Genomic DNA, 25,477 nt, shown 5'->3' on the forward strand with positions numbered 1-25,477 from the left:
GGGCATAAAAAAACCAGCACATAAGAGATGGGCTGGTTTTATTCATTTATTAAATGCTCATTTTATTATTAGCGTATTAGAATAAATGGTTAATAATCGGTATTTCTTGCGGTGGATTGTCTTCTTCATCGACGATTTGACGGGCCACATGCATGATAAGTTGGCGTAACCAGCGATGGGCTGGATGATGTTGCAATAAGGGCGACCACGCCATGGTCAGCTCAAACTCAGGGATAAAAAATGGTGGCTCTTCCATTTTAATACTGTCATTATTGGCCTGCATTTTTGCCACCCGCGTCGGCAAAGTCGCAATCAGATCTTTATTGGCTGCGAGCATGGCGGGCATTTGATAATGACGGGTAAAAACACTGATTTGGCGCTTTTGACCTAAGCGTTGTAGCGCCTGATCGATAGAACCAAGTCCGCCAGATTTTTCTGGATTGACGCCAAAGCCCACACCCATACCCGTTTTAGATACCCAAACGTGCTGCGCTTTTAGATAATTTTTTAGGTTAAAGCGGTTGGCATAAGGGCTTTCTGACGACAATAAACAGCTAAAGGTATCGCGCCAAACCAAGACTTGATGGAAGCTTTGTGGAATCTCGTTAAAACGGTTAATCGCCAGATCAACCCGACCCTGTTCCATATCACGATATGAGACGTCAGATGGCGTCAAGAAATCCAAAATAACATTGGGCGCTTCAGAACGCAGCGCTTTAACCAGTTTTGGCACCAAAGTCGCCTCAGCATAGTCTGAGGTCATAATACGGAAAACGCGCGAGGTACTATAAGGACGAAACTCGGTACGCGGCTCGAGGACTTGGGTCAAATCTGCAAGTATCTCACGAATACGCGGCTGTAGCTCAAGTGCGCGCTCAGTTGGTGTCATGCCCTCTGAGGAACGTACCAACAATGGATCATTAAACAATTTGCGTAAGCGCCTTAGAATATTACTCATCGCAGGCTGGGTAATGCCAAGCTGCTCAGCAGCACGTGTGACGTTTTTTTCACGAAGCAGCACATCTAAATGCACCAATAAATTCAAATCAACCCGCTGCAAATTCATATGTTTTTCTCTTTGCCTTAGAATAAATACCACAATAAGCTTGAGCAAGCTTGGCATTTTTCGCGCTGTTATTTTAACTAAAGCTGCCATAACAGCATAATATAACTATATTTTTTATTAAACTTTTCTAGAATATGCTTATTATAACTCAATTTAACCAGCATAAGCCATTGTTTTATATATACTATAAGCACATAAAATACCCAAGATAACAATCATAAATTAGATAAATCTTGGTAAGGCAGTTATAGTGATTGCCGTAGACCAAATACAGTGAAGACCACAAAAATCCGCTCTGAGCGTTAAATGTAGTGAGTCTAACCGCTTAATAATAAAAGTATTTTGAAGATGAGTCGTGATAGTAGAATACGATTAAATGGGCAATGAGCCATCATAAATTATCGTGTCATCGCCTGTCTTAGAGACAGCATCGATTATTGTAACATCTCTTATCACCAAATATGACACTGCTAACCCATAATTGCTCAAACATTATATTGCTTAAACATCATATAGAAGCTTTTTAAGCATAGAATATTTTCAATTACTACCGCTATCATTTAGCCATCGTCACTTAACTATAATCATTTGATAGTCAGCACATATTTTTACCCACTAGCTTTTAACTGAATAATTTTTAACTGACAAGTTCAGCAATCGCCTTGTATTAATAGGCAGGTTTGTTTAGGGTAAGTAAGGCTGGCTGGATAATTAAGCGGCAACCCAGTTTTAACGATATTAAATTGGCTATATCACGCAAACTGTCATATTTGATGTCATACAAGCTTGATATAATGACGATAAGAATTAGGTTTAGGTTTTAGTAAAATACAAAGTTAGTAAGATACTTATTTATTAAGATAAAAAGTTAGTTGCCCCATCTTTAATTGTTTTGACAATTAAATTTTCGTTTTTTACACCCCACCAAGGAGACTATAGATGTCAACTGCATATAAATCAGCGATCGATTTAGTACGTGAATTAAAGCAAAAGCACGGTAACTGGCAGAACATTAGCGAGACTGATGCGGCACGTATGATGTCACAAAACCGTTTTAAAACCGGTTTGGATATCGCAAAATATACTGCAAAAATCATGCGTCAAGATATGGAAGACTATGACAATGATACGTCTCAGTACACGCAGTCTTTAGGTGCATGGCATGGTTTTGTTGCCCAGCAAACTATGTACGCTAAGAAAAAATACTTTGGTACGACGTCAAAAACTTACATCTACCTATCAGGTTGGATGGTTGCAGCCCTTCGTTCTGAGTTTGGTCCTCTTCCTGACCAATCTATGCACGAAAAAACCTCTGTACCTAAGCTAATCGAAGAAATCTACACCTTCTTACGTCAAGCTGATGCTAAAGTACTAAACGACTACTTCCGTGAGCTAAACGCTGCAGAAGAAGCCGGTCAAGACACTTCAGCTATCCTAGAAAAAATCGAAAACTTTGATTCACACGTTGTGCCAATCATTGCTGATATCGATGCAGGTTTCGGTAACGAAGAAGCGACTTACTTGCTAACTAAGCAAATGATCGAAGCTGGCGCTTGTGCTATTCAGGTTGAAAACCAAGTATCTGACGCTAAGCAATGTGGTCACCAAGCCGGTAAAGTAACGGTACCGCATGAAGACTTCATCTCTAAACTAAATGCGATTCGTTATGCATTCCTAGAGCTAGGTGTTGAAGACGGCATCATCGTTGCTCGTACTGACTCTGAAGGCGCATCACTAACGCAAAAAATCCCAGTATCAAATGAGCCAGGCGACCTTGCTTCTAAATACATCGACTTCATCGAAATGGAAGAAGTGACTTTAGAAAATGCAAAAGAAAACGACAGCTTACTTAAGCACAACGGCAAACTAGTACGTCCAGTTCGCTTGCCAAACGGTCTATATCAGTTCCGTGAAGAAACGAACATCGACCGCGTTGTCCTTGACTGTGTGACCGCTCTAGAAAACGGTGCTGATCTACTATGGATCGAAACACCAACTCCAGACGTAGAACACATCAAAATGATGGTTGACCGTATCAAAGAGCAACAGCCTAAAGCCAAGCTTGTATACAACAACAGCCCATCATTCAACTGGACGCTTAACTTCCGTAAGCAAGTTATCGCTCAGTGGGAAGAAGAAGGTAAAGACATCTCTGCATACAATAAAGATGACTTGATGAGTGCTGATTACGATGGTACTGAACTTGATACCGCAGCTGACGAAGCGGCTAGAAACTTCCAACGTGATGCATCACGTGAAGCAGGTGTATTCCATCACTTAATCACGCTACCTACTTATCACACTACTGCTCTTAGCGTTCATGAACTTGCTAAAGGCTATTTCGGTGATGACGGTATGCTTGCTTATGCAGCTGGCGTACAACGTAAAGAAATCCGTGAAGGCATCGCTTGTGTTAAGCACCAAGCAATGGCCGGTTCTGACCTTGGCGATGATCACAAAGAAATCTTCTCTGGTGAAAACGCCCTTAAAGCTGGCGGCGGCAAGAACACGATGAACCAGTTCTAATGTCCGACCACTTATAAGTACACTTTATAAGTAAAAGTTTTAAGAAAAGCCGTCCTACTTTGTAGGGCGGCTTTTTTATGCGCTATACATAACCCCATCTCCTGCAATAACAGTGCTACTTAAGCAATCGTTTCATTAACTGCCGTTCATTTACTCACTACTCCTATTACTTGAGTCAACCAAAACAAAAGTTTTACTTGTTATTCACCGATAGCTTTCATACGATGGTAATCACTTAGATAATAATTTACATAGTATTAAAATAATCGGGAGCCATCATGCAAGAGATAGAGCTAAAGTTTTTGGTACCAGAATCACGACTAAAAGGCTTGCTGCGTCAAGCGCAAGTTAAATCATCTGAAGTAACGCAACTGGCGGCCCATTATTACGACACCCCTGACCAACAGCTTGCACAGGCGGGTATTGGCTTACGTATTCGTAAAGAAGGCGATGCATGGGTACAGACCATCAAAGCGGGTGGCGACGGTATTGCGGCACGTTTAGAGCACAATGCGCCACTGGATAATGAGCAGGTACAGGCAATGCTCGATAGTAATACGCTTATGCCCGATTTAAGCATTTATAAAAACACCTCTGTCGCTCCTGCTTTGGCTGAATTTAAACTAAAAAAACTGGCCAAAAATCTTACTCGGTTATACGTGACCGATGTCGAGCGCACCACACGATTGCTGGTAGATGAGAGTGACGATGAAGCAAATAACCATATCGAGATGGCATATGATTGTGGAGAAATTATCCACGGTAATGATGATAGCCAGCGCGACGCTATTCAAGAAATTGAGTTTGAGCTAATATCAGGCGATATAGACTTTTTATTTGCCACTGCTAAAACGTGGTGTAAACGCTATAAGCTTTGCCTGTCTACGGTGACCAAGGCTGAGCGCGGTGGTTTGCTGATTACAGGGCAACATCATAGCCCAGCCGTCAGTGCTGACCTTGACCAGCTGACTATCAACAAAGACAGCAGCATGCCTGCATTTATACGGGCAGTAGTGCATAACTGTCTGTTGCAAATACTGCCAAACAGCAGTGCTATCGTCGCGGGCAGCGAAGATGATGACCATATCCTGCAACTGTACATTGGCATTGCCCGCTTGCAAGCTGCCCTACAAGCATTCGCCAGCTATTCTGACGAAATCAATCCAGACTGGCTACCAATAATAAAACAAACAGCGGCTTTAATTAATGACTACCAAAAGCTTGCCTATCTCGCCTCCGATATAGAGCCTGATTTACAACAGCACGGCGCACCTATCGTCGATTGGACAGCTGACATTGATACGCTCAAGATTACCCCAAAAGATGCCGTCGGTGCCAATGATTTTCAGCTGACCTTACTTGAGCTGATTGCCTTTACCATGAGCGACCCAAGCCTTGAACCGCAAGCGGATAAACCCGTCATCGATAAGCTGGCAAAAACGCTATCTAAACAGTATGCAAAGCTTGGCAAAGTGGCGCAAATAATAGAGAGTAAAAAGGCTACGGACTCAGATAGCATTACTGTAGAGAATAATGATTTAAAAAATGATGAGTCACGAAGTGTTGATTCAGAAATTACTGACTTAGAAAACGTCAATTCAGAAAGTGACGATATAGAAAAGATTGATACAGATGACAAGGATGCAGAGCAAGCAATGCATAAGCTGCATCAGCAGTTAACAGCTTTACTTTATATCAGTGAATTTGCCGCGCCATTATTAGAGAAGAAAAAGTCAAAAAAGAAAACCAAGCGCTGGCTAAAACGTTTGGTCAAAGCGCAAACAGCTTTGAATCACTATCGCAATCATATAATGTATCAACAGCGCTATCAGTTGAAATCAGAGACAGACAGCAATGCGCTATATGGCGCTGGTTGGTTTGCAGCCATGCTAACAAGAGACCATAAGCGCAGCGAAAAACGCTTGGCTAAAGTGATAGACAGCTCAATATTTTGGTAAAAACACTCTTAGCAGTATGGATAAAGCTTAGAATAAACACAGCTCCAAACAAAAAAAATTAGCATAAAAAAGACAGCTCATTATATATGGGCTGTCTTTTTTATAAACTTAGCGCTTTTATAAACCTAGCACTTTCATACGCTCATTGACTGGCTGATAGGTTTTCTCGCCAGCAGGCTCAACAATGTTACCGAACGGCATTTGCGCAACCAATTCCCAACTATCTGGGATAGCAAAAGCTTTAGCGGCATCTTCATCAACAAGCGGATTGTAGTGCTGTAGGTTGGCACCAACGTTCAAGGTACGTAGCTCTGTCCACATGGCATATTGATGCATGGCCGAGGTTTGCTGAGCCCAAACGGGGAATCTGTCTGCATATAACGCAAATTGTTCTTGCAGCGATTGAGTCACGTTTTTATCTTCATAAAACAGCACAGTACCCGCGGCAGCACGGAAGCCGTCTAGCTTTTGCTTACTGCCAGAAAAGTCGCCATCACCAACGGCTGCACGCAGTTTCTCTTCGGCGATATCCCACAGCCGCTGATGCTCGGCACCAAACAATACCACCAAGCGCGAAGATTGTGAATTAAAAGCAGAAGGCGTATGCAATAAAACACGCTCGGCCATATTGACAATCGCTTGGGGCTCTACTGGTAGCTCATTGCCCAAAGCATATACCGAACGGCGTTCATCAAAGGCTTGTTGTAAAGTGACTAGACTTTCTTTAGACATCATCATTATCCTGATAATTATAATAGAATGTAGATTAAACGTGCCGTATTTGGCATGACACGTTGATATTAACAAGGAGGCTATTATATCAATATACTAAATAACGTCTAGACTCTATAAAGTTTATTTTATCAATCACTCTATAAAGTTATTCTGTTTTACTTAAGCTTGAATGAGTAATAATAAGCTTGAATGAGTAATAAATAGCAGTTAATTAGCGATAATCGTCACTGCTGTGCCCTCTTTAACCTGCTCGAATAATTCCATAATATCCTCATTACGCATACGTATGCAGCCATGTGAGAGTGGCGCGCCCATCGGCTCGCTGTCTGGTGTACCATGAATATAAATATAGCGCTGATAGGTATCACAGCCACCTTGGCTATTGCTGCCTTTATTAAGCCCCTCTTCCAGTCCACTTAACCAGAGAATACGGCTTAATATCCAATCGCGCTCAGGATGGCGCTTGCCAAGCTCTGCACTATATATCTCGCCCGTAGGAATACGGCCAATAAATACCGCATTCATAGGTTCATTTGCGCCGATTTTCTTGGCGATAAAATGTTTACCAAGGGGCGTACAGCCGCTATCTTGCTGACTGCCAATGCCATTTTTAGCAGTAGATACCGTATATTGAGTCAATTCTTTATCGTCTTGGTAAAGAGTTAAATTTTGCTGAGCAATATTAATCACTAAATGCACATTAGATTTTTTGTTAAAGTTTTTATTATTTGTCATAAAGGGATTCCAGCGGTCATTCATCTAATGGATGTCATTATTGACCGCGTGATGAGTAAGTTGATTGAATTTTTCTATTATTAAGGGATTGTATCAAGGCTTTTGGCACCGTAATATAGGGGCACACTTTTTGATGCTAGCAGATTATGACGACTATTTCACCGACACGTGTGTCGATGTATGATTTTCTCTATCAAGATACCAAGCCGATGGTGTCCTTATTGGCAGATGCGGCCAAGCTTTCATTACCGCAAGCACGCTTGGCAATGGATGCCAGCTTGCAAGCCATTGTCAGTGCCTTGCTTGCTTATCAGCAGCATAATGATGGGCAAGCGGTGAGCAAAAAGCTGTTTGGGCGCGGCGCGGTTAAAGAGCTGCGCCAATATAACTCGATGAATTTTTCCACCATCAATGCGACGTTATATCATCGCCATGAAGCGGCGGATGCGATATTTTATGATAATGCTCGCGTGATTAAAGCCAGTGAAGCCATTGCCAAACAGATTGACGCGACGACATCGCAAGTGCAGATATTGCTCACTTCTCTATGCGTGATTGTCTTACGCGAGCTGGCTATTTTAGCCGAATATAGCCAACTTGATAACGACGAGATGGATAAATGGTTCGCCTTACAACCGCAGTTTTTATCAGCTGCTCGTTTTGCCGCCAATGAACCAACTTCTATCGAATCGAATGAAGCTAAAGCTCTAATTACAGCGCCACAAGGTGCTCTAGACTCGGCAGCAGAAATAAAAGCAGAAGTCGAGAATAGCCCTAATACAGAACGTACCTTATTAAGTACAGAGCAGCTCGCTGATACCCCACCAGCTTTTAATCCTTACTGGCATGAATTGACGACATTTAAACCTGAACGTCATGAGCCGGTGCAAGATATGCAGCTGGCGACCGGTAATTATTTAAAAGTCATCGGGCGCTCATCTGCAAATGCTCAGCAAGGCAAACATAATGACTTATTGATGTTTGCAGAAATGACCGCTATCAGCTTACCGCACCAACGCTGGTTGCTGCAATTGGCTAAAATTTCAGAAATATACTTGCAGCGTAATCGCCTACGTATTACCTCCGAACCTGCCAGCGCACCAAAACCACCTTTGGTCAGTTTGGGTCTAATCGGTAGCAATAACGACAATACGCCGACCACCACCAGTGAAAAGCCCATCGAATACGACGCGCCTATACCCCTCTGGAAAAATCCCGTTATCTTGATTATTATAGCTGTTATCGGGGTGCTTGGCGGGCTTGCCGCTCTTAAATATCAAAGCCAAAAATCTGATGGCGTGTTACTGGCGACAGAAGAGGTCGTAGAGCAAGACCTTATTAAGGAGCGTCAACAGCAAGATGTGGCTATCGTCATGGTAGACGATGATGAAGATGGTGCTGAAGAAGCAAAAACGGCTCAATGATAAGTGGCAGCAATTAATACATAACTTTTTAATCATCAAAAAATAGTCGAACAAACCTGCAAAAACCCATAAAAAAAGGCGCTATCTTAATAGCGCCGTTTTTATTTCTTCTTGCTTATGTTGTGTCGCTAGTAGACTGACTTTAAAATCGATATAGTGCGACTGGAATGAATTTTTCGTAGCCTCTGTGATAACAGCAAGCAAGGAAAATTTATAACAGTCGCACGTGACTATTAACGTATCATTTTTATCTCGAACTGACTACCGCAAATCTGGCTTACTTCGATAAATCACGACCACGGCTGGCTTCAATCGCCAAACGTAAACCATTTAGACGGATGAAACCTTCGGCGTCTTTTTGATCATAGGCGCCTGCATCGTCTTCAAAAGTGGCGATTTTTTCATCAAATAATGAATCATCTGACTTACGACCAACGACGCTTACCGCACCTTTATATAATTTAACGCGTACAGTACCGTTGACATATTCTTGTGATTTGTCAATCAGAGCTTGTAGCATCATGCGCTCAGGGCTGAACCAATAACCGTTATAGATAATCTTAGCGTAACGTGGCATCAGCTCATCTTTTAGATGCGCCGCTTCACGGTCAAGCGTTAATGATTCGATACCGCGATGTGCTTTTAGCATAATAGTACCCGCTGGGGTTTCATAGCAGCCGCGTGACTTCATACCGACATAACGGTTTTCGACGATATCTAAACGACCGATACCATGCTTACCGCCAATCTCATTAAGCTTAATCATCACTTCATAAGGCTTAAGCGCTTCACCATCGATAGCAACGATGTCGCCTTGTTTGTATTCTAATTCTAGATATTGTGCTTCGTCAGGTGCTTCTTCTGGGCTAACTGACCAGCGCCACATATCGTCTTCTGCTTCGGCGTATGGATCTTCTAAGATGCCGCCTTCATATGAGATATGCAGTAAGTTGGCATCCATTGAATACGGAGATTTTTTCTTATTGCCGGCATAATCGATAGAAATATTATGTTCTTCAGCATATTTCATCAAGCTTTCACGGCTCGATAAATCCCACTCACGCCATGGCGCAATGGTGACCACATCAGGAGACAAAGCAACGGCGCCAAGCTCAAAACGTACTTGGTCGTTACCTTTACCGGTCGCACCATGGCTAATAGCATCGGCGTTATGTTCTTTAGCAATTTCAACCAAACGCTTAGCGATTAGTGGGCGCGCGATAGAAGTCCCTAGCAGATACTCGCCTTCATAGATGGCATTGGCGCGGAACATTGGGAATACATAATCACGGGCAAATTCTTCACGTAAATCTTCGATATGGATATGCTTGATACCCATCGCTTCAGCTTTGGCGCGCGCAGGCTCAACTTCTTCACCTTGACCAATGTCAGCGGTGAAAGTAATCACTTCTGCGTCATAGGTTTCTTGTAGCCATCTGGCGATAATTGAGGTGTCAAGACCACCTGAATATGCCAAGACGATTTTATTAATAGTTTTTGGATCAAGCTGAGCCATGAAGAACTCCTAATATAAGAATTTATTGTCGAATACATTTAATGGGACGTAAAATGCGAATGATGGGATGAAATCAATAAAAGATAGATTGCCTGCTCAGTGTACATCATATTTACTAGCGGCAAAAGTAGCACTGCCATCAGGCACTGGGTTTTCCCTTATATTTGAGGTTAATTCTATAAATCCGGTTATTTCAAATAACAGTCGCTTTCAAATAACAGCTACTTTCAAATAACAGTCGCTGTAAACAACCATCATTAAACAACCCTCGTTTTTAACAACGTTCTTAAAACTCTGGCAAAAGTTAATCCGGTAAAAAATCGCTTATCATTTATGTACAGATATTTTTCCGCATATTTAGTCAGGTAGGCAAATCTGTTATGATAGCAGCACAGCAAGACTCCCCCCTTCACTCCCGTATATCACGATATAGAGCGCGATGACACCATGACTGATTCGATTAGAGAATTAACCATCCTGCAGCCAGATGATTGGCATATTCATTTGCGCGATGATAAAGCGTTAGCAACCACCGTTCCGCATGCCGCCCAAAGCTTTAACCGCGTCATCTGCATGCCAAACCTTGTGCCACCTGTTAAAAATGTTGATGATGCCCACGCTTATCGTGCGCGCATCATGCAGCAGTTAGAAGCAAGTAATTTGAGTACTGAGCGCAAAGCAGCTTTTGACCCACGGATGACCTTGTATCTCACGGATAACACCAGCGCCCATGATATCGAAATGGCGGCAAAATCAGGTATCGTCCAAGCGGTCAAGCTCTACCCTGCTGGCGCAACCACCAACTCTGCTGATGGCGTTACTGATATCAATGCCCGCGTCGATATCTTTGAAGCGTTAGAAAAATACAATCTGCCATTACTGCTACATGGTGAAGTGACTCACGACCATGTCGATATTTTCGACCGCGAAAAACGCTTTTTAGACGAAGTATTGGCACAAATCATCGTTAAATTTCCAACCATGAAAATTGTAATGGAACATATCACTACCAGTGATGCCGCTGACTTTGTTTTAGCCCAAGGTAACCAAGTTGCTGCCACCATTACGCCGCAACATCTGATGTTTAACCGCAATCATTTATTGGTCGGTGGTATTAAGCCGCACTTTTATTGCTTGCCTATTTTGAAGCGCGAAAGCCATCAAAAAGTATTGTTAGATGTCGCCACCAGTGGCAATCCGAAATTCTTTTTAGGCACAGATTCTGCGCCTCATGCAACGGACGCAAAAGAATCTGCTTGTGGCTGTGCCGGTTGTTATAGCGCCGCTAATGCGATACCGCTATATGCCACCGCTTTTGATAGTGTCGGTAAAATTGATAAGCTTGAAGGGTTTGCGAGCCGCTTTGGCGCTCAATTCTATGGCTTACCAGTCCACGAAAGCACCATTACTTTGATAAATACGTCGATGCAAGTACCAACCGACTACCCTTATTTTGATGGTTCGTCGTTAACGCCATTAATGGCGGGCGAGATATTACCTTGGTCTATTAAAGACTAGCCTTGGTCTATTAAAGCCTAATAGTGATGACGTAAAACTGCCTGCGTCTCTATTATCTATTCGATCCCCTATAAAATAAACATCGTGCTATTGGTATAAATTTTGCGCAGCCTCTGGAGTGCGAAGCGCACAGCAAGCAAGGAAAATTTATACCAATAGCACATTATAATATTTGTACTTATTTTATTTAGGGCTATCTCCTATGATAGACAATGTGCTTCTGCTAAAAGGTAACTTCATTAACAAAAGCAATACTCGTATCATAAGATGTTTATTTTTTAGCTATTTTTAATTTAATTCTTTAACTTAATTTTTTACTTCAATGCCACAGCACGACTGATAAAAGCGATTTAACTTGATATGACCATTCAAAACGATGCCGCCCTACCTGAAAACAACGCAAACAATACTAGCAATGTCACTAATACTAGCAATGCAACCAACACGACCGATGGCAACACAGACGAACAAGCGCCAATGACCTTAAAAGAGCGTTTTCGTAAGTTCTTGCCTGTCGTCGTCGATGTCGAAACAGCCGGCTTTAATGCGCAAACCGACGCCTTATTAGAGATTGCCTGTATTCCTGTGCTGCTAAATGAGCAGGGCGTGTTTTATCCGGGCGAGGCTTTAAATGCTCATATCGAACCCTTTGAAGGGGCAAACCTTGAGCCAAGCGCCCTCGCCTTTACCGGTATTGACCCTAAAAACCCACTACGTAAAGCCATTGCCGAAGATGAAAAAACTGCCCTACGCCGTATTTTTAAAGGTTTAAAGGAAGTACGCCGTACTGAAGACTGCCGCCAATGCGTCCTAATCGGCCACAATGCGCATTTTGACTTGGGTTTTTTAAATGCGGCGGTACTGCGTACCAATAGTAAAAACCATAACCCATTTCACAATTTTTCAGTCTTTGATACCGTGACCCTGTCTGCCTTAGCATTTGGACAGACAGTATTAGCACGTGCCTGTAAGGCGGCTGGCATCGACTTTGATGGTAAAGACGCTCATTCAGCGCTCTATGATACCCAAAAGACCGCTGAGCTGTTTTGTCATATCCTAAACAGCTATCCTATGCTATCGAATGCGATGCATCTTGAGCAGAGTAACTCGGAGGTGACAGAAGATAGCACCGCAGACACTACCGTACAAGCAACCGATAGCGACACCAAATAACATAAAGCACACGCCGTCCATTGTTAAACGCAAATAATAGTGCTATCTATAGTTAATAACCTGCTATGGATTATTTGAGCTTAACAAAAGGGACTTTGCTATGGAGCCACAGTTTAAGTTATGGGCAACCATCATCGGTTATATGCTGCTCGCTTTAACCATTAGCACTTGTACGTCATTATGGATTCGGCATCATTTAAAGCGTAATGACCTACATCCACGCCGCGCGCTCAAAAAAAGATATTTAATTTTAAAAAGACGCAGAAAAAGGCTTGACAGAAAACGCAGACGCCATTAGAATACGCACCACTTCAGCATAAAGGTGAAAGCAGCTGAAGCGTTGTACTAGTCCCCATCGTCTAGAGGCCTAGGACACCGCCCTTTCACGGCGGTAACGGGGGTTCGAATCCCCCTGGGGACGCCACTATTTGGCGTCACTTGTTAGCAAGTTTGCTGTAAAGCATTGATAAGACTAATAAGCGCACCATCAAAAAGCCCATTCACATTTTTTGTGAGTGGGCTTTTTTTATGCCTGTTTTTATAGCTGCTCATTTCTTATGCGTTGTTATAATTTCGTATCAGTGACAATGCAGCGGTTTATGATGACTTTTTATGATAAATTTATAAAAGCAAAACGCTTATGACAGCAAAAAGCCAGCGATTAATGCTGGCTTTTTTAATATATGAGTTTTATTTTTTAGAAAAGCCTACCAAATCTTATCTGCTAGCATCAGCCAAAGTAGCGCCAATACAATCAAGCCGCCCAATATGGTCTGAATAAGGAAAAAGGCTTGGTGCTGTCCGACTACTTTGCCCAAGGTTACCCCTAAGGTATTATATTTTATCGGCTGCGTATCAAGCTCGCCGGATTTTTCTTGTTCTTCATAATAACCTTGCAGAATATCCAAAAACCGCTGCCATTCATTAGCGCCCCACGTATTGGGCTTAAACGGCATAAAGGCTTTAAGCTTAGGCTCATTCACCATCCAACGCTCAAGCGTAATAGAACGTAGTGACCAGCCAGCAAAACGGCGCTCAGCAATCGCTGAAAAATCCAATATCTTTAAATCTTGATGTCGATCATCTACCAATAAGCGATTTTTGAGATTGGTTAATGCTTGCTCAGAACCTTCCACACACTGGAAAAAGTATCCGTTGCCGTAGCAAAGAATACCAGTAATGTTATCGGCTTTGTTCAGCTTAATGGCGACTTCTGCGATGTCGTTAAGCGTACTCGCACTTGCAAGACCAGTCGACGTAATGTGGCTCAGATATACAAGCTGGCAGAGATCTGGCGTTACTGGATTTGTCGAATCATTGACTGTTGACAATCAGCTTCTCCCTATTTTCAGGTAAATGTAGCTAAGACAACCATACTAACTTTCGATAAAAAATACTGACAAGACGTTTGAGGATAGCAAATCCGCTTGTTATATTATTGATTTATAAATGTTTATATTAATTGTATTAAGTTGGTTACATCATAGGCTATTTTCGTCATCAAAGCAATATATGTTTATCTTAAGCCTCTACTTATTAATACTAAGCTATGCTTTAGAATTATTTATATACAAAATATGATATGAATATGTCTTCCTAGAATAAGCAATTTAAAATTTTTAGAGACATAAAAAGAAAAAATAGGCGCATGAAGTTATAAGCGCTCAATTTAGTTATTGAGAACAGTAAAATTTATAGCAAAATAGTTTAGATGGAAAATAGTTTAGATGGAAAACAGATTAGATAGAAAACAGTTTACATAGAGAATAAGAATAATAAATCAAGAATGCTTTATCGCTTCTTATAGGTGCTTTATCGTTTTTTATGATAGTTCGGACTGGGCGGTAAGAATCGCTGCGAGCAAGATAGCGTCGTCAGGATAAGTCAGTTTGATATTTTGTCGACTGCCAGACACTAAGCGAATCGGCAGCTCTAAATGTTCAAAAGCGCTGGCCTCATCGGTAATTTCTAGCTGATTCTCAGCAACATAGGTTAATACTCGCTGCAACTCACCGAGGCGAAATACTTGCGGCGTTTGTGCTTGCCACATATGACTACGGTCGATAGTTCGCTTAGCGTAAGAGTGGCTGCTGCTGCTATTGACAGGCTGATCTATAACGCCGTTTGTGGTCTTAGATTGAGCATGAGGCTGGGTGTAGGACTGTTTTAAGGTATCCGCTACTGGCGTGGCGAGAATAGCGCCATAAGGCTCTAGCATCGCCGCTTCAATCACCTTATCAATATCCTGTTGCGGCACCGCAGGACGTGCAGCATCATGTATCACGACCAAGTCTGAATCTTTAGCACCTGTCTGACGAATGGCTTCTACCCCTGCATGTACCGATTGCCAACGCTCAGCGCCGCCAATGGCATACTGTATCGGCAGCGCAAAATTGAGTGTCTTTGCCGTGCTGTCATCTGCCGCTATAACCAATAAGCACTTATCAATATAAGCACTATTAGCAAGCCGCCCCACGCTATGCTGTAGCAAGGTCTGCCCTTGTAGCATGGTATATTGCTTGGCGATAGAGGCACCAAAACGACTACCGCGACCAGCAGCGACAATCATGGCATGTATATTAGGTGTGGTATTCATAAGGTGGTTTTGATTGATACTCATGGTTGGATTCCATGATGATAGGACTGGGGAGAAGTGAAAAAGAGGTTTAGATTTTAACAAAAAATATTTTAAGACCAATAATGTGACTACTGTAGATAGTAGAAAACACTCATTTTGTAAAATTAAGAGCGATTAATAACGGCTGTGCGTCGTCGGCGCTGTTGATACTTGTACAAAGGTCTCATTTGGCTTAATTAAGCCCAAATCTAAGCGCGCATGCTCTTCTACTGCTTCAAGACCGGTCTTTAAGTCATGAACGTCAGTGCGTAGCAAGTTATTTGCCGCTACTTGGTTGTCATTTAAGCGCTGCTGCTCATCAATTTGTGTCAGTAATTTATTATGCTCAAACTGACCGTTTTCACCCAGCCAATACTGATATTGCAGTCCTAAAAGGACGGCAACGGCTAAAGCAAGTAGCATAAATTGGCTAAAATATTTCATAAATTGATCACGCCAAACGATAAAGAGACAATAGAAAACAGATAATAGAATAAAGTAAAAAACTAAGTAGGCTTATTAAGCGATATATCATCACATCAATGACGATATATCGCTTAGCTTTAAGCCTAACTGCTTAGCTGTATAGCTTATTAGCCACGTAGACCGATAAACTCTTCACGGCCACGGTAGCTTGCACGTACTTGTTGCTCGATACGTAATAACTGATTGTATTTTGCAACGCGGTCTGAGCGGCATAGTGAGCCAGTTTTAATCTGACCAGCAGCCGTACCCACTGCCAAGTCTGCAATGGTGCTGTCTTCAGTTTCACCTGAACGATGCGAGATAATCGTTGCATAGCCGTTTTTCTTCGCCAGATAAATCGCATCTAGCGTTTCTGATAAGGTACCGATTTGGTTAAACTTAATCAAAATCGCATTAGCAATTTTCTTATCGATACCTTCTTGCAAGATAGCAGGATTGGTCACAAATAAATCATCACCGACCAATTGGACTTTATCACCAATCTGCTCAGTCAAATACTTCCAGCCATCCCAATCCGACTCATCAAGACCATCTTCGATAGAGATAATAGGATATTGACGCGCCAAGCCTACTAAATAGTCAGAGAAACCTTGGCTATCAAAGGATTTATTACCCTCGCCTGCCAAGATATATTGCCCGTCTTTATAAAATTCACTGGCCGCGCAATCTAAAGCCAAATGAATATCTTCTCCAGCTTTATAACCAACTTGCTCAATCGCTTGCATGATAACGGTGATAGCTTCTTCGTTGCTACGTAGGTTTGGTGCAAAACCGCCTTCATCGCCGACGGCAGTATTTAAACCCTGTGCTTTTAGGACAGATTTTAAGCTATGAAAAATCTCTGTACCCGCACGCAGCGCTTCTGAGAAGCTGGTGAAACCAACCGGCTCAATCATAAACTCTTGGATATCAACGGTATTGTCTGCGTGCTCGCCACCGTTCAAGATGTTCATCATCGGTACCGGCATGGTCAATGATGTCTGATTGCGCAAGTTTGCGATATATTGATGCAACGGTAGGCTTTGTGACTTAGCAGCTGCTTTTGCCGTTGCCAAAGACACCGCCAACATGGCATTAGCGCCAAGGTTGTCTTTATTTTCTGTACCATCGAGCGCAATCATAGCGTCATCAATCGCTTGCTGTTCAGTGACGTCTTTGTCCATAAGCGCGCTACGAATCTGGCTATTGACATTGGCAACGGCTTTTTTGACGCCTTTACCCATGTAGCGATCTTGATCGCCATCACGCAGCTCAAGCGCTTCACGTGAGCCAGTTGAGGCGCCACTTGGGGCAGCAGCACGGCCAATTGTGCCGTCAGCTAAGATGACATCAGCTTCAATCGTTGGGTTACCGCGCGAGTCTAAAATCTCACGAGCGCGAATGTCTATAATTGCGGCGAAGTTGGTGGTTTCTTCAGCGTACATAATGTCTGTTAATTCCTATGGTCATGCCAAGTTTGAGGGATAAATAACGGCAACTACAATACAAAAAAGGTAAAGCAAAATATCGTATAGCACTTATAGCAAAACCAACAATATCTATTCATATAATTGACTGGTTTCATGCCTTATTAAAGCTTCATCTAATACTTTAACTGTCAGCTATCGTGCTTGGCATCATAGCATAAATTTTGCCAAACTTCCCTTATCTTACCCCAACTTGCGCCCATAAAATGAAATATAGCCTGTAATATCAGCCATTAAAGAGGGGGTGCAATCCCTCTTAACAGCGACGATATGACAGGCGGTTTGGCATTTATGTTTTTGTTAAACGCTTACTGTCAGTCTGAGTATTAGAGACGGTGTTATTTAGCTCAACCTCGGTTTTGAAACGCGTCAGACGTAGCGCATTCATCAATACCGAAATAGAGCTCAGCGCCATTGCTGCAGCGGCAATCATAGGATTTAAAAAACCAAAAGCGGCAAGCGGAATACCTAGGCAATTATAGATAAAAGCAAAGAATAAATTTTGCTTGATATTGCGCACCGTTGCATTGGCAATTTTTTGCGCCGCATCAATATGCATGAGCGACTCACCCATCAAGCGTGCAGAGGCACTATGCTGGGCGACATCCGTACCCTCAAACATCGCAAAGCTGGCATCGGCGGTTGCCATTGCTGGCGCATCATTGACGCCGTCGCCCGCCATCGCCACTTTGTGACCCGCTGTTTGCAATAGGGCAATTTGGCTCGCCTTATCACGTGGGCTCATTTTACCGTACGCTTGCTCAATACCCAACTGCCCTGCCACATGGTCAACAACCGACTGCTTATCACCACTCATTAATATAACATTGATACCCGCATCTTGTAGCGCAGTAATTGCCTGCGGCGTGTCGTCTTTTAAATCGTCAGCTAAGGCAAACGCGCCTAGCGGCTCATCGTTGATACTAATGGCGACAGTACTGGCAATTTGCCATACTTTTGGCATCAGTTTTGGCAGGGTTAGATTAGCAAACTCTGCCGTACCAACTTTTACCACACCTAAGCCTTCGATATTGGCTTGTATACCCGCACCTTTGATGACACTGATATCCGTGACAGTCATCAGTGGTAAGTTACGCTCGCTAGCCGCGTTAATCAACGCCGTCGCTAATGGATGGCTGGCGTGCGCCTCAACACTTGCGGCAATTTGCAGCACATCATCGACGGCAAGCGATTTATCCACCATGACCTGATCGACGATGGTTGGCTTACCGATAGTTAATGTGCCCGTTTTATCGAGTACCACGGTATCAATATTACCTGCCGCCTCTAAGCTTTGCGCGTCTTTGAACCAAACGCCATGACGGGCGGCGACGCCCATACCGGCCATAATAGCCGCTGGCGTTGCCAACCCAAGCGCACATGGGCAAGCAATGACCAACACCGACACCGCATGCATCAAGGCAGTATCAACCATACCCGTTAGCCACCACGTCAGCCCAAAAGTAACCAAGGCAATCGTTACTACCACAGGGACAAAAATAGCCGTTACTCTATCAGCAAGGCGCGCTAGATTGGCTTTTGAGCCTTGCGCATCGCTCAGCGCTTGTACCATGTCACCGAGCTTGGTATCGCTGCCCTTTGCACTGACGCGATAGAGTAAGCTGCCATTTTCGACCAACGCCCCTGCTAGCAGTACATCACCTGCTTCTTTTTTAAGCGGTACGGACTCGCCGGTTAAATGACTCTCAACGCACCAGCCAGCACCGCTGATAACGACACCATCGGTTGCCACACGGCTGCCTTGTTTGGCACGCAGGATATCGCCTACTTGCACCGCTTGTAGCGCGACATTATGAAAATCACCATTTGGCTGTTGCTGCTCAACCTCATCAGGTGTTAGGGATAATAATAAATCAATACTGTTTAAGCTATGCTTTTTGGTGCGCTCCTCTAAATACTTACCCGTACGCACAAAGGCAATAACCATTACCCCTGCTTCAAAATAAACAGCTGGTCCGTGTCCGCCTGCATGCCCGCTTTGTAATAAGCTGCTTAACGTGCCATCGCCATGGGTCAGCCATAAATAAGTAGAATACGCCCAAATGGTTACCGTGCCAATGACCACCAATACGTCCATATTGGCAAGACCACCTTTGATAGACGCCCACGCGCTTTTGTAAAATGGCAATGCCAGCCCAAATTGGACAATGGTCGCTAAGATAAACTGAATCCAAACAGGCGGCATCCACGCCATACCTTGCCCAACCAGCATGCCTGCCATACCAACCAAGAACGGTAGCAAACAAACCCACAGCGCAATCAGGCGCCATGGATAAACAGTTGCGGTATCTTCATCCGACTTAGCAAACAAACTATCAGCGGCCTGCAAATTGGCCACAAAACCAGTTTTATTCACCCATTCTGTTACCTGCTCAGGTGTGGTTTGCGTTGGATCATAATCGACGTTAGCCGTCTCGCCAGCGAAGTTAACATTGACTTCATAGACCGCCGGCTTCTTATTAAGGACTTTTTCAATGCGAGACGCACAAGCCTGACATGTCATTCCCTCAATCGCCAGTTGCAGGTGCGCACGCTTGGGCGCAAGCGGCGTATTTGACTGGATATCAGTCTCAACTTCATAGGGGTCATTGTTAGCGGTACGGGTAGCGTCATTCATAGAGAGAACTCGTTATTGCGTTAAAGCGCGTGATAGCGTTTAGATATTTAGGCATTCGTTTGCGCGGAAAAAAAGCTCAATAGCTTGATAAAGGTGTTAGACGAAAGCGTATTTGAATAGCCCTTTTCTAAACCTACTGATGATAAATACTAAATGGTTATGATTGGCGGTAATTCAACTTTTTCTATGCTTGCAACTCATCAAGAGCTATTGGCGTATAAATGAAAAGACATTAGTTATTGCTGCCTCGTTATTTTTTAGCCATTAAAAAAACCAGCCATGAGAGCCGGTTCTTTTATAAATACAAATAATCTTAAGAGTTAGCAACGGTGGCATCGAAACCTGCATCATCGATAGCAGTTGCTATCTCCTCGATAGTGGTCTTAGTGTCATCAAAGGTCACGGTCGCTAAATTATCAGCCAAATCAACAGAGATTGTCTCTACGCCGTCTATGCCGTCAGTCGCTTTATGTACGCTTGCCACACAACCACCACAAGTCATGCCATCGATATTAATAATTCTAGTTTGGTTTGCCATGAGAGGCTCCTTATTCTTATAACGGATTTTTTATTAGTGAATTTTTTATAATGTGCAAAAACTGTTTTGATAATGCTCTTTATGCGCTTAATTACCAATACAGCATGCAACTAGCATAAGCCGTATTACTGTTAACAACAAGTCCGTTTGGTTGTAAGTTTATTAAAGCGTTGTTGCTTCAAATATTTTTATAAAAACGAAATTTGTATAAACATGGCTTATGAAACTATCAAGCGTTAAAAATACCGCAGTAAATAGTCACTCACTAAACGTTAATCATGATAACGCGGGTTTTGCGGGGCATCGATAGGAAACGGCTGAGTCACGTAATCAACCATGCTGATTGCCGCAACAAATGCATGCACCGTCGTTTTGGTATCATCATAATGGATAAATGCCATTCTGTTTTCAGGCTGTAGCTCAATTTCTGTGACACCAGTAATGTTTTTTAGCGCCGTCATCACGCTCTCAAACCCTTCGGTATCATCGATATTCTCGATACTGACTTGTGCAACTTTAATCGCCATGATCTTATCCCCTCGTCATTTATAGCATTTATAGCATTTATAGCATTAATGCGTATCCAATACCTCAAAGCCTTTAACCAAATCATCTATCTGCTTGAGCTGCCGTAAAAATGGCTCTAACTGACTGGTTCGCAACGCACAAGGGCCATCACATTTTGCAACTTCTGGGTTTGGATGCGCCTCTAAGAACAGCCCTGCTAGCCCTGTCGCCATACCTGCGCGGGCAAGGGTGGTGATTTGCTCACGGCGTCCGCCGGCACTATCACTACGCGCACCCGGTTGCTGCAAACTGTGCGTTACATCAAAAAATACCGGAATATCCATCTGCTTCATGGTATCAAAACCAAGCATATCGACGACCAGATTATTATAACCAAAGGCACTACCGCGCTCACAAAGTATCAGCTTATCGTTACCACCTTCAAGACATTTATTGACGATATGACGCATCTCATGCGGCGCTAAAAACTGCGCTTTTTTAATATTAATAATCGCATCGGTCTTTGCCATCGCATGTACCAAGTCAGTCTGACGCGACAAAAACGCTGGCAGCTGGATAATATCGGCAACTTCAGCGACGGGCGCTGCTTGATACGGTTCATGGACGTCAGTGATAATCGGTACTTGGAATTTTTCTTTAATTTGCCCAAGCCAATCGATACCTTGCTCTAACCCAGGACCTCTATAAGAATGTAAGCTTGAACGGTTGGCTTTATCAAAGCTGGCTTTAAAAACATAGCCGATACCCAAACGCTGGCATATATCAACATACTGCTCGGCAATTTCAAACGCCAATTCTTTTGATTCTAAGACATTCATACCACCGAATAATACAAACGGCTGATCATTACCGATATTGATTGTATTGCCATTTGGCGTCTTAAGTTGAATATGCGATTGCGCCGTTAATAGATTTTCCATGAAGCGGTAACCCTCATTATTGTTATTTACTGTTATTACGAACAGTTATTATTAATGCTACTTCCCCGTATTGTAACCGATAGCCCCATAAAAAAAAGTATCTAAGCGTAATTACATCTCGCTGATACTGTAGATTACTTAATAAAAGCGCTATTGCTAGAAACCGCTATTAAAAAATGGCTAAATAAAGAGTAAAAAAAAGACCAATCCGAAAATCAGTCTTTTTTATAACTATCAAGCTGTCATACGATAACGATTATTTATTATCGCTATAGGTTCTTGCTGCTTTTACAAAGCTGTTAAACAGTGGATGACCACCGCGTGGCGAGCTGGTAAATTCAGGATGGAACTGTACCGCGACAAACCAAGGATGGGTAGGAATCTCAACCGACTCAACCAAATGCTGCTTAGCCGAATAACCAGATATGCTCATACCTGCTTGCTCTAATGGCTCAATATAACGATTGTTCATCTCATAACGATGGCGATGACGCTCAGTGATATTGGTAGAGCCATAGATTTGGGCAAGCTTACTACCAGCAACCAGTTCCGCTTGCTGTGCACCTAAACGCATGGTGCCACCAAGGTCTGAATCATCGCTACGAATCTGCAATTCGCCGCGCTCATCTAACCATTCGGTAATCAGACCAATAATAGGTTCAGCCGCCGTACGATGGAACTCAGAAGAGTTGGCATCGATATGTAACACATTGCGCGCATACTCAATCACAGCCAACTGCATACCAAGGCAGATACCAAGATAAGGTACGTTGTTTTCACGCGCATAAGTAATGGCTTTCATTTTGCCATTGGTACCGCGCTCACCAAAACCGCCCGGTACTAAAATAGCATCGGCATCGTTAAGACGGGCAAATAAAGTATCATCCGTTTCTAACAATTCAGCATCGATATAGTCGATTTTAACATCGGCTTTATGGGTGATACCAGCGTGTAGCAAGGCTTCATTGATAGACTTATAGGCATCCGGTAATTCAACATACTTACCAACCATCGCTACCGTCACCGTCGCTTCAGGATTCAGCTGTGCTTCAACCACTTTATCCCAATCGCTTAAATCCGCTTCTGGTAAATCAAGACCAAAGCGCTCACAGATTAAGTCATCAAGATCCTGCTCATGCAGGGTGCGCGGAATCTGGTAAATACTTTGCGCATCTTCACACATGATAACCGCACGCTCTTCAACGTTGGTAAATAGCGCAATCTTGCGGCGATTGTCTGGTGAGATATGGTGATCTGAGCGGCAAATTAAGACATCAGGCTGCAAACCAATCGAACGCAGCTCTTTTACTGAATGCTGGGTCGGCTTAGTCTTAGTTTCACCAGCACTGGCGATATAAGGTACTAATGTTAAATGCATCAGCATGGCGCGATTGCGACCTAGCTCTACTTGCATTTGGCGTACAGCTTCCATAAAGGGAAGTGATTCGATATCACCAACTGTGCCGCCAATCTCGATAATGGCGATGTCATAGCCTTCGCCACTGGCAAGAATTTTGCTTTTAATTTCATCAGTGATATGCGGAATCACCTGTACCGTACCGCCTAAATATTCACCGCGGCGCTCTTTATTCAAAACGTTTTGATAGATACGACCACTGGTGAAGTTATTGCTCTTACTCATCTTTGAATGGCGCAAAAAACGCTCATAGTAGCCCAAATCTAAATCGGTCTCAGCGCCATCTTCGGTGACGAACACTTCGCCGTGCTGGAACGGGCTCATCGTACCTGGATCGACGTTAATATACGGATCCATTTTGGTCATCGTCACTTTTACGCCACGTGCTTCTAGCACGGCAGCAAGGGATGCGGCGGTAATACCTTTTCCTAGTGAGGACACTACCCCACCGGTCACAAATATAAACTTGGTCATAGTACTCTGTCGGTAATTGGTAAAGAAGGATTTTACTAAAAATACGCCACAAAATATAGGGCAAAAGCGCAAACTCTTTAAAACACTCAGTTTTTAACGCTTAATTGTCATAAGTGCGTAATCATCGTAAATACGTAGCTATTATAACCCACTGCCGCTTTAAAAAGGGCATAACAAAAAAACTCACCCCGAAGGATGAGTTTTTTATAATACGTTTCTAATGTTTAGATTAGAATAAGTATTCTAGACCACCACCAAGAGCGAAATTATCAACATCAGCTCTTTCTTTGTATGAATAACTGCCAACAACTTCAGAGTAAGCATAGTCAGCTGAGTTTTGACCAACATAAGCATGAGCAATCAAGTTATCTTTAAACATATATTTACCGCCAACAACGATTTGATCAGAATCGAAATTGTTAACACCACTTAGGTTGTCAGTCTTATTGTACTGAGCATATATAGATGCTGGACGTGCAAAGTTAGTTAGACCCATTTCAGCGCTAACTACTAGACCTTTTTCTTTCTTAGCGTCTTCATAATCATAATCTGCTACTTGATATAGCGCGCCTAGAGTTACTGGAGCGGCAATATATTTACCTAGGTCAACAGTAGCAGTACCACGAATGATGTTACCACCAATAGTCTCATCATCATATGAAATACGAGTATCCATATCTTTAGTATATGCTAGACCAGCAGTGAAACCAGTACCTTGGTCAAACAATAATGATGCACCAAAGCCGTGATCACTTTCACCTAGTCTTTCATCAGCGCTATATTGCAGTGCTAATTCTACTGGTACACCATTGTATTTTGGTGCAATCCATACGATAGAGTTATCTTGACGACTAGAATCAGTCATGTTAAAGCCAGTAGTAAGCGCATCTACGAGATCTTGTTCGTTTTCATCATCAATAGCAGTTAGAACATCGGCGGCACTACCTGCACCTAGGTTATCCCAGTAAGCATGTGTAACGATAACATTGTTTACATAGTCAAGTACTGACATATTGCGACCAGCACGGAACTGACCAAAGGTTTTATTATTTAAACCTAAGTATGTATCACGAGAGGTAAACTGCTTCTCTGCACCACTATCAATATTTACGCCATACTCTAACTGATAGATAACATCAGTATTAGCAGTCATGGCTTCAGAGCCCTTAACGCCAATACGAGAAGAGTTTGAGTTAACCTGTACAGTATCTTCACTACCGTTAAGTCTTATGTCAGGACTTCCAGTTTCTACAACACTTAAATCAGCATCAACATCAACATAATCAGCAGTAACGAATGCTTTACCATATACGGTAGGTGCAGCTTGAGCAGCTGATACAGATAGGGCAGCGATTGCTGTAGCTAAAAGTAGTTTTTTCATGGGGGTATCTCCACTTTACAATTTTAGTAATGAGCGAGCTATTATTAGCCGGTGCCCAAAATGGTATCGTCACAAATCCTCAAAGATATAATGTGTAACTGGCTACCGAGATTAGTCAGAAACAAGTGTGGCGAAGTTCTATTACCGTAAGATGAAAAAAACCATGACTTACATAACTGGGATCGAAATCGTAACTGCCATGTAAACGTTGGTCTTTATCGCTCTGTTGCGTAACATCCGTTACCAAACTCATACTTCGAGTACAAGCATAACAACTTTGACATAATTTGCAACATATTTTTTACGTCTCTAATGACAAAAAATCTTCAAAGCCATGTCCACTATGAGGTTTAACCTATAT

General features: G+C 42.8%; 19 protein-coding genes and 1 tRNA gene. 6 read left to right on the forward strand and 14 right to left on the reverse strand.

Annotation, left to right across the window (positions count from 1 at the left end):
• Window positions 1–76: 76 nt before the first annotated feature.
• Window positions 77–1,066, reverse strand: a complete 990-nt coding sequence (locus ACP7AA_RS01495) for a LysR family transcriptional regulator (RefSeq protein ID WP_201563060.1) — start codon at window positions 1,064–1,066, stop codon at window positions 77–79.
• A gap of 939 nt (window positions 1,067–2,005) precedes the next feature.
• Between ACP7AA_RS01495 and ACP7AA_RS01500 the strand changes: the two genes are divergently transcribed.
• Window positions 2,006–3,592, forward strand: coding sequence for an isocitrate lyase (locus ACP7AA_RS01500; RefSeq protein WP_201544899.1), 1,587 nt, complete (start codon window positions 2,006–2,008; stop codon window positions 3,590–3,592).
• A gap of 278 nt (window positions 3,593–3,870) precedes the next feature.
• Window positions 3,871–5,550 carry a CYTH domain-containing protein gene (locus ACP7AA_RS01505; protein WP_426222428.1) on the forward strand — a complete coding sequence of 560 codons (1,680 nt, stop codon included), beginning with the start codon at window positions 3,871–3,873 and terminating at the stop codon, window positions 5,548–5,550.
• 117 nt (window positions 5,551–5,667) lie between these two features.
• Here the strand turns inward: ACP7AA_RS01505 and ACP7AA_RS01510 are convergent, their stop codons facing one another.
• Both ACP7AA_RS01510 and ACP7AA_RS01515 read right to left on the reverse strand, forming a co-directional pair.
• Window positions 5,668–6,282 (reverse strand): nitroreductase family protein, encoded by a 615-nt coding sequence (locus tag ACP7AA_RS01510; RefSeq protein WP_406947538.1) that lies wholly within the window; start codon window positions 6,280–6,282, stop codon window positions 5,668–5,670.
• Between the two features lie 210 nt (window positions 6,283–6,492).
• The gene (locus ACP7AA_RS01515) at window positions 6,493–7,020 is read right to left on the reverse strand and encodes a L,D-transpeptidase (RefSeq protein ID WP_201620141.1); all 528 of its coding nucleotides are present in this window, start codon (window positions 7,018–7,020) and stop codon (window positions 6,493–6,495) included.
• A 146-nt stretch (window positions 7,021–7,166) separates the two neighbouring features.
• On the opposite strand from ACP7AA_RS01515, the gene ACP7AA_RS01520 reads away from it, so the two are divergent.
• Window positions 7,167–8,444: a hypothetical protein gene (locus ACP7AA_RS01520; protein ID WP_426222429.1), complete on the forward strand. Its 1,278-nt coding sequence runs from the start codon at window positions 7,167–7,169 to the stop codon at window positions 8,442–8,444.
• A 277-nt stretch (window positions 8,445–8,721) separates the two neighbouring features.
• Here ACP7AA_RS01520 and ACP7AA_RS01525 read toward each other — a convergent pair whose 3' ends face one another.
• Window positions 8,722–9,960, reverse strand: coding sequence for an argininosuccinate synthase (locus tag ACP7AA_RS01525; RefSeq protein ID WP_201620143.1), 1,239 nt, complete (start codon window positions 9,958–9,960; stop codon window positions 8,722–8,724).
• Window positions 9,961–10,407: 447 nt separating this feature from the next.
• Here ACP7AA_RS01525 and pyrC point away from each other — a divergent pair, with 447 nt between their 5' ends.
• The 3 genes from pyrC to ACP7AA_RS01540 all read left to right on the forward strand — a co-directional run bounded on the left by pyrC (window position 10,408) and on the right by ACP7AA_RS01540 (window position 13,075).
• Window positions 10,408–11,478, forward strand: a complete 1,071-nt coding sequence (pyrC, locus tag ACP7AA_RS01530; protein ID WP_426222430.1) for a dihydroorotase — start codon at window positions 10,408–10,410, stop codon at window positions 11,476–11,478.
• 477 nt (window positions 11,479–11,955) lie between these two features.
• Window positions 11,956–12,651 carry a ribonuclease T gene (gene rnt / locus ACP7AA_RS01535; protein WP_414706339.1) on the forward strand — a complete coding sequence of 232 codons (696 nt, stop codon included), beginning with the start codon at window positions 11,956–11,958 and terminating at the stop codon, window positions 12,649–12,651.
• Between the two features lie 348 nt (window positions 12,652–12,999).
• A tRNA-Glu gene (locus tag ACP7AA_RS01540) sits at window positions 13,000–13,075 on the forward strand.
• Window positions 13,076–13,358: 283 nt separating this feature from the next.
• Here the strand turns inward: ACP7AA_RS01540 and ACP7AA_RS01545 are convergent.
• From ACP7AA_RS01545 to ACP7AA_RS01590, 10 genes are all read right to left on the reverse strand, one after another.
• Entirely contained in the window at window positions 13,359–13,982 is a 624-nt protein-coding gene (locus ACP7AA_RS01545; RefSeq protein ID WP_201563076.1) for a BLUF domain-containing protein, read from the reverse strand.
• Between the two features lie 491 nt (window positions 13,983–14,473).
• Entirely contained in the window at window positions 14,474–15,271 is a 798-nt protein-coding gene (gene ispD / locus ACP7AA_RS01550) for a 2-C-methyl-D-erythritol 4-phosphate cytidylyltransferase (protein WP_426222431.1), read from the reverse strand.
• 132 nt (window positions 15,272–15,403) lie between these two features.
• Window positions 15,404–15,712 carry an FtsB family cell division protein gene (locus tag ACP7AA_RS01555; RefSeq protein WP_183620640.1) on the reverse strand — a complete coding sequence of 103 codons (309 nt, stop codon included), beginning with the start codon at window positions 15,710–15,712 and terminating at the stop codon, window positions 15,404–15,406.
• A 149-nt stretch (window positions 15,713–15,861) separates the two neighbouring features.
• The gene (eno, locus tag ACP7AA_RS01560) at window positions 15,862–17,178 is read right to left on the reverse strand and encodes a phosphopyruvate hydratase (RefSeq protein WP_426222432.1); all 1,317 of its coding nucleotides are present in this window, start codon (window positions 17,176–17,178) and stop codon (window positions 15,862–15,864) included.
• Between the two features lie 331 nt (window positions 17,179–17,509).
• Window positions 17,510–19,858 carry a heavy metal translocating P-type ATPase gene (locus ACP7AA_RS01565; RefSeq protein WP_191692423.1) on the reverse strand — a complete coding sequence of 783 codons (2,349 nt, stop codon included), beginning with the start codon at window positions 19,856–19,858 and terminating at the stop codon, window positions 17,510–17,512.
• A gap of 313 nt (window positions 19,859–20,171) precedes the next feature.
• Entirely contained in the window at window positions 20,172–20,396 is a 225-nt protein-coding gene (locus ACP7AA_RS01570) for a heavy-metal-associated domain-containing protein (RefSeq protein WP_068407122.1), read from the reverse strand.
• Between the two features lie 272 nt (window positions 20,397–20,668).
• A complete protein-coding gene (locus tag ACP7AA_RS01575) occupies window positions 20,669–20,923 on the reverse strand; it encodes a hypothetical protein (RefSeq protein WP_068407125.1) in 255 nt (84 codons plus the stop codon).
• 45 nt (window positions 20,924–20,968) lie between these two features.
• Window positions 20,969–21,844, reverse strand: a complete 876-nt coding sequence (kdsA, locus tag ACP7AA_RS01580; protein WP_426222433.1) for a 3-deoxy-8-phosphooctulonate synthase — start codon at window positions 21,842–21,844, stop codon at window positions 20,969–20,971.
• 256 nt (window positions 21,845–22,100) lie between these two features.
• Entirely contained in the window at window positions 22,101–23,735 is a 1,635-nt protein-coding gene (locus tag ACP7AA_RS01585; RefSeq protein ID WP_087814434.1) for a CTP synthase, read from the reverse strand.
• Window positions 23,736–23,964: 229 nt separating this feature from the next.
• On the reverse strand, window positions 23,965–25,116 hold the full coding sequence (locus tag ACP7AA_RS01590; RefSeq protein WP_426222434.1) for a porin: 1,152 nt from the start codon (window positions 25,114–25,116) through the stop codon (window positions 23,965–23,967).
• Between the last annotated feature and the right edge of the window lie 361 nt (window positions 25,117–25,477).

Origin of the sequence: Psychrobacter sp. DWR1-2-3, from assembly GCF_049896465.1 — a bacterium.
Lineage (GTDB): Bacteria > Pseudomonadota > Gammaproteobacteria > Pseudomonadales > Moraxellaceae > Psychrobacter > Psychrobacter maritimus.

Coding starts and splice junctions, on each gene's coding strand:
- ACP7AA_RS01495 (WP_201563060.1), bottom strand. CDS start 1,066: ATGAATTTGCAGCGGGTTGATTTGAATTTATTGGTGCATTTAGATGTG.
- ACP7AA_RS01500 (WP_201544899.1), top strand. CDS start 2,006: ATGTCAACTGCATATAAATCAGCGATCGATTTAGTACGTGAATTAAAG.
- ACP7AA_RS01505 (WP_426222428.1), top strand. CDS start 3,871: ATGCAAGAGATAGAGCTAAAGTTTTTGGTACCAGAATCACGACTAAAA.
- ACP7AA_RS01510 (WP_406947538.1), bottom strand. CDS start 6,282: ATGTCTAAAGAAAGTCTAGTCACTTTACAACAAGCCTTTGATGAACGC.
- ACP7AA_RS01515 (WP_201620141.1), bottom strand. CDS start 7,020: ATGACAAATAATAAAAACTTTAACAAAAAATCTAATGTGCATTTAGTG.
- ACP7AA_RS01520 (WP_426222429.1), top strand. CDS start 7,167: ATGACGACTATTTCACCGACACGTGTGTCGATGTATGATTTTCTCTAT.
- ACP7AA_RS01525 (WP_201620143.1), bottom strand. CDS start 9,960: ATGGCTCAGCTTGATCCAAAAACTATTAATAAAATCGTCTTGGCATAT.
- pyrC (WP_426222430.1), top strand. CDS start 10,408: ATGACTGATTCGATTAGAGAATTAACCATCCTGCAGCCAGATGATTGG.
- rnt (WP_414706339.1), top strand. CDS start 11,956: ATGACCTTAAAAGAGCGTTTTCGTAAGTTCTTGCCTGTCGTCGTCGAT.
- ispD (WP_426222431.1), bottom strand. CDS start 15,271: ATGAGTATCAATCAAAACCACCTTATGAATACCACACCTAATATACAT.
- ACP7AA_RS01555 (WP_183620640.1), bottom strand. CDS start 15,712: ATGAAATATTTTAGCCAATTTATGCTACTTGCTTTAGCCGTTGCCGTC.
- eno (WP_426222432.1), bottom strand. CDS start 17,178: ATGTACGCTGAAGAAACCACCAACTTCGCCGCAATTATAGACATTCGC.
- ACP7AA_RS01565 (WP_191692423.1), bottom strand. CDS start 19,858: ATGAATGACGCTACCCGTACCGCTAACAATGACCCCTATGAAGTTGAG.
- ACP7AA_RS01570 (WP_068407122.1), bottom strand. CDS start 20,396: ATGGCAAACCAAACTAGAATTATTAATATCGATGGCATGACTTGTGGT.
- ACP7AA_RS01575 (WP_068407125.1), bottom strand. CDS start 20,923: ATGGCGATTAAAGTTGCACAAGTCAGTATCGAGAATATCGATGATACC.
- kdsA (WP_426222433.1), bottom strand. CDS start 21,844: ATGGAAAATCTATTAACGGCGCAATCGCATATTCAACTTAAGACGCCA.
- ACP7AA_RS01585 (WP_087814434.1), bottom strand. CDS start 23,735: ATGACCAAGTTTATATTTGTGACCGGTGGGGTAGTGTCCTCACTAGGA.
- ACP7AA_RS01590 (WP_426222434.1), bottom strand. CDS start 25,116: ATGAAAAAACTACTTTTAGCTACAGCAATCGCTGCCCTATCTGTATCA.